This window comes from Rahnella bonaserana, from assembly GCF_019049675.1.
GTDB classification, from domain to species: domain Bacteria; phylum Pseudomonadota; class Gammaproteobacteria; order Enterobacterales; family Enterobacteriaceae; genus Rahnella; species Rahnella bonaserana.
The window spans coordinates 236,464-247,841 of the sequence record NZ_JAFMOW010000068.1; the positions used below are offsets into that span (position 1 = coordinate 236,464).

The window sequence follows — 11,378 nt, forward strand, 5'->3', positions numbered from 1 at the left end:
TCATTAATTAGAAAATAAAGATTCTCCTAATGGCTGGATGAAAACTAAGCTGACAGATTGTCATTGAATGGAAAGTACCCAATGAAACCTTTATTTCGTCAGACGGCTGGCTTAGAGTCTTCAGGTAGACGCGGACTGCATTTCATTGAGCTACCGCGCAAAAAAAGAATTCTGTTTATATACTTAAACCAGACGTTGCTGGCTTAATTTTGGGGAATGAATTGGGCACTTTACCGGGAGGCAAGGGAAGATGTTAATGAATCAAAGGTCTCTCAAGTTTTTAGTCGCCAGCTGTTTGCTGGCGAGCGGTCTTTCTCCGTGGTTTGCTGCCTGGGCGGCGATGCCTGCCATGCCTGTCGGGAAGACCACGTTATCCAGCGTGCAAAGCATGAGCCAGTTGCAGGCAGAATTAATGCCAAGAGGCATCCGCCCGCTTTATCTGTCATCTCTTTCGTCACTTTACGCCGCTAACCATATGCAGCCGATGTGGAAAGATCGGGAAACGGTACAAATATTCCAGCAGCAGTTAGCTGAGCTGGCCATTTCAGGTATTCAGCCGCAGTTTACCCAATGGGTGAAGTGGCTGACTGATCCTGAAGTGACAGGCATGGCGCGCGACGTCGTATTATCGGATGCAATGCTGGGATATCTGCAGTTTACCAGCAGTGTTGAAGCCAACGGGGACAAATGGCTTTACGGCACGACGCCGTACAAGATGACCACACCTTCGCTGACCGTGATTAATCAGTGGCAGCTGGCGGTGCGCCAGGGTAATACCGCGCACTATATGTCGACCCTGACGCCACAGCACCCTTATTACGCCAAAATGCATGACGCGTTGAAAACGATGCTGGCGGACAACCGTCCGTGGCCCGCGATGCGCGGCTCAGCCAGTCTGCGACCTGATCAAATCAGTGATGATGTGCCGGCGCTGCGTGAGATCCTCAGCCGAACGGGCATGATGGTTGCCTCGCCGCAGGAAACCAGTGCGCCTAAACCGACAGATGAAACCATCGCCCCGAATACGCCGGGGAGCGCGGCGAATGATGATTTGTCTGTGGATGAAACCGCAGATAAAGCGCAGCCAGCCACGCCAGCAGTCAGTCCTTCTGCAACGTCGGTCCAGGATGTTCTGCCTTCTGTTCAGTCCACAGAAACGCCGGCACCGGCTGCTTCTGTGGCTGTTGCGAATAACCAGTACACACCTGACTTAGTGGAAGCGGTAAAACGTTTTCAGAAATGGCAGGGGCTTGAAGCGGATGGGATTATTGGCGGACGTACGCGCCAGTGGCTGAATGCTTCGCCACAACTGCGCGCAACGCTGCTGGCGCTGAATATTCAGCGTTTACGAATTCTGCCGGGGAATGTGAATACCGGAATTATGGTGAACATTCCAAACTATCAGCTCACCTATTACCTCAATGGCAGCGAGGTGCTGTCGTCGCGGGTCATTGTCGGGCGTCCAAGCCGGAAAACGCCTCTGATGAGCAGTGCGCTCAATAATGTTGTCGTCAATCCACCGTGGAATGTGCCGACAACATTAGTACGAGAAGATATTGTGCCGAAAGCCATGAACAATCCGGGCTACTTCCAGCAGCATGGCTATCAGGTATTGTCAGGCTGGAGCAATGACGCGGAAGTCATCGATCCTTCCATGATCGACTGGGCAATGGTTTCACCAAACCATTTCCCGTACCGTATCCGTCAGGCTCCGGGGGTCAGCAACTCGCTGGGCCGGTATAAATTTAATATGCCGAGTTCTGATGCGATTTATCTGCATGACACGCCAAACCATAACCTGTTCAGCAAAGACATTCGTGCGCTGAGTTCAGGGTGCGTGAGGGTTAATAAAGCGTCTGAACTGGCAAATATGCTGTTACAGGATGCCGGCTGGAATGACACCCGTATCTCTTCTGCGTTGCAGGGCGGCAACACCACTTATGTGGCAATACGCCATCATATACCGGTAAAACTGTTTTATCTGACAGCGTGGGTTGCGGATGATGGTAAGCCGCAGTTCCGCACAGATATTTACAATTACGATTCAACAGTGAGATCCGGCGCACAAATTTTGCCTCAGGCAGAAATTTTGCTTCAATAAATGCAGTAAAACTAATCTGATAAGGGTCAGAGTATTTGGCCATACAACGAGCGTGAGCCATTGGCACGCTCGTTTTGCGTTTCAGGGTCGCTTGACTCGCTGATATTTGGCGGTTAAGGTTCGAAACGGTGCAAAAATCGCACTTCTTTTTGACTCTCTTATCGGATAGTAAACTGTTCATGAATGAAATCGACAAACATCGCCGTAAATGGCTGGCACTGGGCAGTGCCGCTATGGGGATTGCATTACTTCCGGGTCGTGCATTCGCCACTCTTTCCACTCCTCGTCCGCGTGTTTTAGTCGTTAATAACTTAAATACCGGCGAAACCCTCAAAACTGAGTTTTTTGATGGAAAGCGTTACAACAAGGATGAGTTGGCTCGGTTGAATCATCTGTTCAGAGACTATCGGGCGGAAAAGGTTAAATCTATCGATCCCGCCTTGTTCGATCACCTTTATCGTCTGCAAGTCATGCTCGGCGGCACCAATAAACCTGTTCAGCTGATTTCCGGCTACCGCTCACTGGCAACCAATAACAGTATGCGTGAACCGGGAAGCGGTGTAGCAAAACACAGTTATCACACGCTCGGACAGGCGATGGATTTCCACATTCAGGGAATTGAATTGAGCAATATCCGCAAAGCCGCGTTAAAAATGCGGATGGGTGGTGTAGGATATTATCCACGAAGTAACTTTGTGCACATCGATACCGGGCCTGCACGGACCTGGTGATGTGTGTAATTAATGGCCTGCCGATGTGCAGGCCATTTTGTGGAGCCCTATGAAAATCCATCTTATTACCGTCACGGCTTTCAGCCAGAACTGCTCTCTGATTTGGTGTACAAAGACGAATCAGGCCGCCATTGTCGATCCCGGTGGTGAAGCCGCGCGTATCATTCAGGAAGTGTCTGCCAAAGGCGTTCTGGTTACTCAAATTTTGCTTACCCACGGTCATCTTGATCACGTGGGGGCCGCCGCCGAACTGGCTGCACATTATCAGGTGCCTGTTATCGGCCCGCAGAAGGAAGATCAATTCCTGCTTGATGCTTTGCCGACTCAGAGTCAGATGTTTGGCCTTGAGCATTGTGACCCGCTGACACCTGATACCTGGCTGGAAGAAGGTGACACCGTGAGCGTAGGCGAAGAAACCTTATCCGTATTACATTGCCCGGGCCATACGCCGGGGCATATTGTTTTCATCAATGAAAAAGCGCGTATTGCTGTTTCAGGAGATGTGATTTTCAAAGGCGGCGTAGGGCGAAGTGATTTCCCGCGCGGCGACCATCAGGCGCTGATCCACTCAATTAAAACCAAGCTATTGCCACTGGGTGATGACATGGTCTTTATTCCGGGTCACGGCCCGATGTCTGACTTTGGTTACGAGCGTAAAACCAATCCCTTCCTGCAGGACGAAATGCCGGTCTGGTAAGGGTTGAATGCCTGAATACAAAAAGCCCGTCAGTTTCCTGACGGGCTTTTTTAATGCTACAACAGCGCTGGCTTTTTACAGCACCGCGACAATCGCTTCACACAGCGGAGCCATGTTTTCGAGAGTAATACCCGCGACGTTAATACGGCCAGAATTCACCGCGTAAACGCCGAATTCATCACGCAGACGCAGCACCTGATCTTTGGTCAGGCCGCTGAAAGAGAACATGCCGTTCTGATTGATAATGAAGCTGAAATCCTGCTGCGTCCCTTTTTCCTGCAAGGTGCTGACAAACAACTGACGCATGCGGTGGATACGCTGACGCATATCGCTCAGTTCCTGCTCCCACAGCGTGCGCAACGCTTCGTTACCCAGAATGGTGGCAACAACTGCTGCGCCGTGTGCTGGCGGGTTAGAGTAGTTCGCACGGATGACTGATTTCATCTGGCTGAACGCGCGATCGGCGGTTTCAGCGTCAGCGGCAACTAAAGTACAGGCGCCAACACGTTCATTATATAAGCCGAAGTTTTTCGAGTAAGAACTGGCGACCAGTAATTCTTTATGGCTGGCGACGAACAGGCGCAGGCCCGCGGCATCTTCTTCCAGACCTTTAGCAAAACCCTGATAAGCGAAATCGAACAGCGGTAACCAGCCGTTTGCCACAGACAGCTCAGCCAGCTTCGCCCATTGTTCTTCGGTCGGGTCAATACCCGTCGGGTTATGGCAACAGCCGTGGAACAACACCACGTCACCGGCTTTCGCTTCGCTCAGGCTTTTCAGCATGCCGTCGAAATCAAGGCTGTGATTGGTTGCGTCGTAATAGTTGTACTCTGCAACTTTAAGGCCCGATGCGGAAAATACGCCTTTATGGTTTGGCCAGCTTGGATTGCTGACCCACACGCGCGTGGCGCTGGTTTGTGTCGCGATAAAATCTGCAGCAATGCGCAGGGCACCGGTACCGCCAGGCGTTTGCGCCGTGCGTGCGCGCTTGTCTGCAATCACAGCGCTGCCTTTCCCGAACAACAGCTCCTGCGTGCAATGTGCAAAATCAGGCAGCCCGTCGATACTGAGATAGGTTTTCGTGGTTTCATTTTCCAACAGGAACTGTTCGGCTTTCTTCACGCTGGCTAAAACCGGCGTTTTACCTGTTTCATCTTTATAAACACCAATCCCGAGATTGATTTTATTCGAGCGATCATCAGCGCGGAAAAGATCGGTAAGACCCAGAATAGGGTCAGCAGGTGCTGCAGTGATTTTTTCAAACATGTCGGAAAATTCCATAGCCTGATATGACGAAAGAGGGAATCAGGGTACCGCCAGCGCTACCGTTTGCCAACCGTTTGCGGCAAAAAGAAAGCAGAGTTGTGAGAAGGCATGAGAGATTAAAATTTTTAATGGAAGAGGGTAGCAAAGTTTGTTTTTTGAATTGCTTAAATGCAAAAGGCAGAGCCGAAGCTCTGCCTTGATATCCACTTTGATGTGCCCGAAAGCGCATCGTTAAGCGATATTAGAACTGGTATTGCAGACCAACACCAACGATGTCGTCTGTGCTACGACCAGATGCTTTGGTGTAGCTGTTGTCGTCCAGCAGGTTGATTTTGTAATCAACATAGGTAGACATGTTTTTGTTGAAGTAGTAATAAGTACCCACTTCTACGTATTTAACCAGGTCAGCATCGCCGCCGCCGTAGGTAGCGCCGTTTTTGGTGAAGCCGTTCAGTTCCTTACCTTTAGACTGCAGGTATGCGATAGATGGGCGCAGACCGAAATCGAACTGGTACTGTGCTACAACTTCGAAGTTCTGAGTTTTGTTAGCGATAGAATCTGGGTTGCCGTAATCAGTGGTGTTACGTGATTCACCGTAGAAGGTCGCCAGGTACAGGTTGTTAGCGTCGTATTTCGCACCGAATGCGTATGCGTCAGCTTTGTCGCCAGCACCATCTTGCTTCTGCAGAGAGGTACGGTTAGAAGAGAAGTAAGCACCAGTCAGGCTAACACCGGAGTTGCCGATAGCGTAAGCGGCAGAAGTACCCCAGCCGTCGCCATTGGAATCAACTGCGCCACGGTCGTCACGACCTTCGTCGTTTTTGCCCTGGTACTGTACAGCGAAGCTCAGGCCGTCAACCAGACCGAAGAAGTTGCTGTTACGGTAAGTTGCCATGCCATTACCACGACCAATCATGAAGTTGTCGTTGTTCTGGTACATGGTGTCATCGCCAAAGATTGGCAATTGGTCGGTGTAGGACATTACGTCGTAGATTACGCCGTAGTTACGACCGTAGTCGAAAGAACCTGCATCACCAAATTTCAGACCTGCGAAGCCCAGACGAGTTTTGTTACCTTCGTCGCCAGCGCTTTCTGCGTGGTTAGCCTGAACGTTGTATTCCCACTGGCCGTAACCGGTCAGTTGGTCAGTAATTTGAGTTTCGCCTTTGAAGCCGAAACGGACATAGGTCTGGTCGCCATCGTCGCCAGCGTTGTCAGAGAAGGTGTGACGCGCGTCAACTTTACCGTACAGATCCAGTTTGTTGCCGTCTTTGTTATAGATCTCAGCTGCGTTAGCTGCACCAGCAACTAACAGAGCAGGGATTACCACTGCAAGAATATTGCGCTTCATCATTATTATTACCCTCATTGGTTTTATTTGGACACCTGCCACTGCCTTAAATAATTCTTTACGGAACTATTCGTGAAAGTTTGGTGTCTCCTGTGTCTGAACGCACTATTCCATCCGTAGTAAGCTTAATCCATAGCGAAAATGCTACTAAATTACTAAATATGTTTCAGGGGGAAAAAATGTATTACAAAATGTGTATTTTACGGAACTTTGTGACAGGGATCTATCTTTCAAAATGACTAAGGCCAGCATTGCTGGCCTTAGTTTTGTAACTATTTTGTTAATTAGAAAAAGTTTAATTAATTAGAAGGTTGCACTACGTGGTGTACGTGGGAACGGGATCACGTCACGAACGTTTTGAACACCGGTCACATAAGCAACTAAACGCTCAAAACCTAACCCGAAGCCGGAATGCGGAACAGTGCCGTAACGGCGAAGATCGCGATACCACCAATAATCTTCTTTATTCAGACCCATTTCAGCCATTCGCGCGTCCAATACATCCAGACGTTCTTCACGCTGAGAGCCCCCGATAATCTCACCAATGCCTGGCGCAAGAACGTCCATTGCGGCAACTGTTTTGCCATCATCGTTCATACGCATATAGAAAGCTTTGATATCTCTCGGGTAGTTTTTGACCACAACCGGGGCTTTGAAATGCTGCTCAGCCAGGTAACGTTCGTGTTCAGAAGATAGATCAACACCCCAGGAAACCGGGTTTTCAAATTTCTGACCACAATTCATCAGGATTTCTACAGCATCGGTGTAATCCACCTGCGCGAAATCGGATGTTACAAATCGCTCAAGGCGCGCAACAGCATCTTTGTCTACGCGATCGGCAAAAAAGGCCATATCGTCTGCACGTTCGTCTAAAACGGCTTTGAAAACATATTTAAGCATGTTTTCAGCCAGCGATGCGATGTCATCCAGCGTAGCAAATGCTACTTCCGGTTCAACCATCCAGAACTCAGCAAGGTGACGGCTGGTGTTTGAGTTTTCTGCGCGGAAGGTCGGGCCGAAGGTGTAAACCTTGGACAGCGCACACGCATAGGTTTCGCCGTTGAGCTGACCGGAAACGGTAAGAAACGCTTCTTTGCCGAAGAAGTCTTCGCTGAAGTCGATTTCACCTTTGTCAGTACGCGGCAGATTTTGCAGGTCCAGCGTTGACACGCGGAACATTTCACCAGCTCCTTCAGTATCAGACGCGGTGATCAGCGGAGTGGACACCCAGAAGTAGCCGTTTTCGTGATAGAAACGGTGAATCGCCTGCGACAGGGTGTTGCGCACACGGGCAACGGCGCCAATCAGGTTGGTACGCGGGCGAAGGTGAGCCACTTCACGCAGATATTCGATACTGTGGCGTTTTGCCGCCATCGGGTAGGTATCAGGATCATCCACCCAGCCAACAACTTTAACGACGGTTGCCTGCAGTTCGAAACTCTGGCCTTCGCCGGGAGATGCGACAACAGTACCGGTCACTTCTACTGAACAACCCGTCGTCAGACGCAGAACGTCTTCCTGATAATTGGGCAGAGAATTATTGATGACGGCCTGTAAAGGATTAAAGCAGGAGCCGTCATAAACGGCGACGAATGAGATACCAGCTTTAGAATCTCTCCGGGTACGTACCCAACCGCGTACGGTGACTTCACTGTCAACCGCAGCACGGCCTTGCAGTACGTCGACTACAGGCACAACGCTCATAGATTTCTCTCTTTCTTTATATATGTTGGCTAAGAAATATTGGACACCCTGTAAATAGGGATTTTGCTATGTTACTTAGCCTTTCTCAGGACACAAGCAGAAATCAACGTTGTCGAAGAAGAATTATGGGGCAAATGGGAGGAATATCAGGAAATATTGATATAACGAATAAAAGCCGAGCGGAATGAAATTGCATGTATATAAAGGAAAGAAAATTCCGATAAGCGCCGGAGTAACTTCCGGCGCTTAATGGACACTCAGGACGCTTTTTTAACCAGCGGTAAATCAAACGCTTTTCGCAGCGCTTTCACAAAGGCTTTGTCCTGACAGATGGTTTTGCCCGGACTGTCAGACAACTTGGCCACCGGTTTGCCGTTACACTGAACCAATTTAATCACAATGTTCAGAGGCTTAACGCCGGGAATATTACAGGTCAGACGGGTACCAATCCCAAACACCAGATTGACGCGCTGATGGAAATGGCGATAAAGATGCAGCGCTTTATCCAGATCCAGGTTATCGGAAAATACCAGCGTTTTGGTCATCGGATCGATCCCCAGTGCCTGATAATGCGCAATGGCTTTTTCACCCCATTCAAACGGATCGCCGGAGTCATGACGCAGCCCCTGATAGGCATTGGCGAAATTGCTGCCGAAATCACGCAGGAAAGCATCCATCGTAATACAGTCGGTCAAGGCAATTCCGAGCTGGTCCGGATATTCATCCAGCCAGGCCTGTAACGCAGCACGCTGGCTGTTTGCCAGAACCGGACTGATCTGCTGATGCGCCTGGAACCATTCATGAGCCTGAGTCCCGACCGGTGTCAGCTGCAATTTATGGGCTAAATCGTAATTGCTGGTGCCGACCAGATAAGGGAATTCGTTTTTCAGCGTACTGACAATGGCTTCCTGAACTTCGCCCGAGAAACGACGACGTGTGCCGAAATCCATCAGACGGAAAGCAGAGAGATCGATATCTGCGGCCTGCTCTTTAAAGCTGGCAAGATTTTTACGCAGCTGATCAACGGCCATTTGCGCGGTGATTTGCGGCGAACGATGGTGATGTACCACTTCGCTGATCACAGCCAGCAGCGGCACTTCCCACATAATCACTTCACGCCACGGACCTTCAATGCGCACGTGCAAATGCCCGTTGCGATCGGAAACGGTGACGTGTTCAGGATTATAGTGAAACGCTTTCAGCCAGTTCAGATAGTCTTGCGTGAAGAAGGGCAGACCCGAAAGATAAGCGAACTCATCCTCCGTGAGTGCCAGCTGGCTCATTATCTGAATTTGCTCGCGAATTTCGCTGGCATATTCGCCCAGCAGTTCATCGCCGCGGCAACGGAACTCGGCTACCACGTGGATATGGCGATAGCGATGGTAGACCGCTTGCTGCATGTGAAGCTTGTAGGCATCGGTATCTAACAGCGAAGTCAAAATCGGGGAGGCGTATGGAGTCATAGCGCGCTTACAGCATCCTCGTCAGAAACTGAGTGTTTGAACACAAACAACCGTTCCGTAAAAAAAACGTTCTGGATAAAACAGCAAAGTCTGTGAAGTATACCGTATTATCCTGTCAAAGAACCCTCATCACATCATAATTGTCTGCGAGTGGTCGAGGCTTAATTGTGCTTAAACACAGGGAATATGGGCAAACAGGCGTTTTTGCGGTTTAAAAAAAGCACAAATTGATTACATAAATTTAATCAACCTGACATTCATAAAAGAAAAATCGGGGCGTTTTTACCCCGATTTTTGTGTGTTCATTACGCTTCGTTTGTTCACGATAGTAAACGATCAGATGTTTTCCAGATTAATGCCCCGCGTTTTAGGCCCGAAAATGCCGATGACCAGCATCACGATGATCATGCTGACGACGATGAACGCAATCACCCCCTGCGTTCCTGCATATTGCAGGATCAGGCCGATCAAAATGCTGCTGAAGACGGTCGACAGGCGGCTGAATGAATAACAAAAGCCAACGGCACGGGCGCGGATATGCGTCGGGAACACTTCCGTCTGATAGGCGTGATAGCTGAATGTCAGCCAGGCGTTGGAATAAGTGATCAGAAAGCCGCAAATCACCAGCATCACCGGATGGGTCTGCAGGGCGAACAAGGTGCCGAAAACCACTGTCATTAATGACGAGAAAACAATCTGCCATTTGTTTTCAATTTTATCCGCATAACGGCTGCAAATTAGCGACCCGAGAGGATACGCCAGCGTGATAAAGAAAGCGTACAGCAAGCTGTGGGTGACGGTCGTGCCTTTTCCGGACAGCAGGGCGGGCAGCCAGTTGCCAAAACCGAAGAAACCAATGGCCTGGAAAAAGTTCATGACGGTCAGCATCAGTGTCCGTTTGCGGTATTCAGGTGACCAGATTTCCCTGAACGACCCTTTTCGCGGTAATTCTGCGGGACTTTCTTCAGCAATATAGGCCGGACTGCTGCTTACGCCGCAGCGTTTTTCCATCGCGCTCACCACATTATGCGCGTCTTCATGACGTCCCTGTTGCGCCAGCCAGCGGGCGGATTCTGGCAGGTTTTTACGCACAATCCACACAACCAGCGAACACAGCGCACCCGCAATCACCACGTAACGCCAGCCGGTCAGCCCTAAAAAGGTTTGCGGTACCAGCCACCAGGACATCAGCGCGACCGCCGGTACTGAGAGAAACTGAATAAAGAAGGCGAACGCAAAAGCGCGGCTGCGCATATGGCTCGGCACCCATTCCGTGAGATACGTATCGATCGTCACCAGCTCAAGGCCCAGACCAACACCGACCAGAAAACGACACAGAATGATGCCTTCTGCGCTGTTCTGGAACGACATCAGCAACGAAAAACAGCCGTACCACGCCAGCGCAAACATAAATGTCATGCGTCGGCCGAAGCGGTCGGCATTCGGCGCCAGAAGACTCGCACCAAAAAAAAGACCTAAAAATGTGGATGAAGCAAAGGCAGCCTGATCGGATATGCCAAATACACCCGCAGTACCGATATGAAATATGTTCTCTGCCAGTAAACCTGAACTAATGTATCCGGTTTCGAAAAGGTCATAGAGTTCGAAGAATCCACCCAGCGACAACAATATGATGAAGCGCCAGAGTCCGGCGGAGGCAGGAAGCGCATCAATGCGGGCTGATAATGTCTTGTTATTTAATGTTTTTTGTTTTGGTATTCCCATGTCGGGGGCGCAGGTGTCACTCATTTTATTATTAGCCTCAGTGATTCATCGTATTCATGATCATGCTAATGACTCCCCATCGGATTTAAATATTGAATTTATGTAACGAATAAGAAAATAGAGCATAAAAAACTGCGCAAAAACGCATTGTGAAAAGTACAGTTTTATCAGTTCAGAATGTGACGCGGATCTGACTTCCATTTTTAGCACCAGAAAAGCCCTTTAAGACAAATTTCTGTGTTTTGGTTGAAAGGTGCGCATACGCACTCACAAACTGGCAACAATCTGGGATTTTCTGATGCCTGTGTTAGAGTTTAGAGAGAAAAGTATGAAGGCCGGC

General features: G+C 49.6%; 8 protein-coding genes. 3 read left to right on the forward strand and 5 right to left on the reverse strand.

Annotation, left to right across the window (positions count from 1 at the left end):
• The first annotated feature begins 250 nt into the window (after nt 1–250).
• From ldtD to J1778_RS22725, 3 genes are all read left to right on the forward strand, one after another.
• Nucleotides 251–2,101: a L,D-transpeptidase gene (gene ldtD / locus J1778_RS22715; protein WP_217175081.1), complete on the forward strand. Its 1,851-nt coding sequence runs from the start codon at nt 251–253 to the stop codon at nt 2,099–2,101.
• A 179-nt stretch (nt 2,102–2,280) separates the two neighbouring features.
• Nucleotides 2,281–2,832, forward strand: a complete 552-nt coding sequence (mepK, locus tag J1778_RS22720; protein ID WP_217175360.1) for a peptidoglycan L,D-endopeptidase MepK — start codon at nt 2,281–2,283, stop codon at nt 2,830–2,832.
• Between the two features lie 49 nt (nt 2,833–2,881).
• Nucleotides 2,882–3,529, forward strand: coding sequence for an MBL fold metallo-hydrolase (locus J1778_RS22725; RefSeq protein ID WP_217175082.1), 648 nt, complete (start codon nt 2,882–2,884; stop codon nt 3,527–3,529).
• A 75-nt stretch (nt 3,530–3,604) separates the two neighbouring features.
• Here J1778_RS22725 and J1778_RS22730 read toward each other — a convergent pair whose 3' ends face one another.
• The 5 genes from J1778_RS22730 to J1778_RS22750 form a co-directional block, all read right to left on the reverse strand.
• Nucleotides 3,605–4,795 carry an amino acid aminotransferase gene (locus J1778_RS22730; RefSeq protein ID WP_217175083.1) on the reverse strand — a complete coding sequence of 397 codons (1,191 nt, stop codon included), beginning with the start codon at nt 4,793–4,795 and terminating at the stop codon, nt 3,605–3,607.
• Nucleotides 4,796–5,036: 241 nt separating this feature from the next.
• Nucleotides 5,037–6,149 carry a porin OmpC gene (ompC, locus tag J1778_RS22735; protein ID WP_274388785.1) on the reverse strand — a complete coding sequence of 371 codons (1,113 nt, stop codon included), beginning with the start codon at nt 6,147–6,149 and terminating at the stop codon, nt 5,037–5,039.
• A 300-nt stretch (nt 6,150–6,449) separates the two neighbouring features.
• Complete coding sequence (asnS, locus tag J1778_RS22740; RefSeq protein WP_217175084.1) at nt 6,450–7,850, reverse strand: asparagine--tRNA ligase; 1,401 nt, start codon at nt 7,848–7,850, stop codon at nt 6,450–6,452.
• Between the two features lie 257 nt (nt 7,851–8,107).
• Nucleotides 8,108–9,313, reverse strand: coding sequence for a nicotinate phosphoribosyltransferase (gene pncB / locus J1778_RS22745; RefSeq protein WP_217175085.1), 1,206 nt, complete (start codon nt 9,311–9,313; stop codon nt 8,108–8,110).
• Nucleotides 9,314–9,649: 336 nt separating this feature from the next.
• Entirely contained in the window at nt 9,650–11,038 is a 1,389-nt protein-coding gene (locus tag J1778_RS22750) for an MFS transporter (RefSeq protein WP_420804100.1), read from the reverse strand.
• Nucleotides 11,039–11,378: the final 340 nt, after the last annotated feature.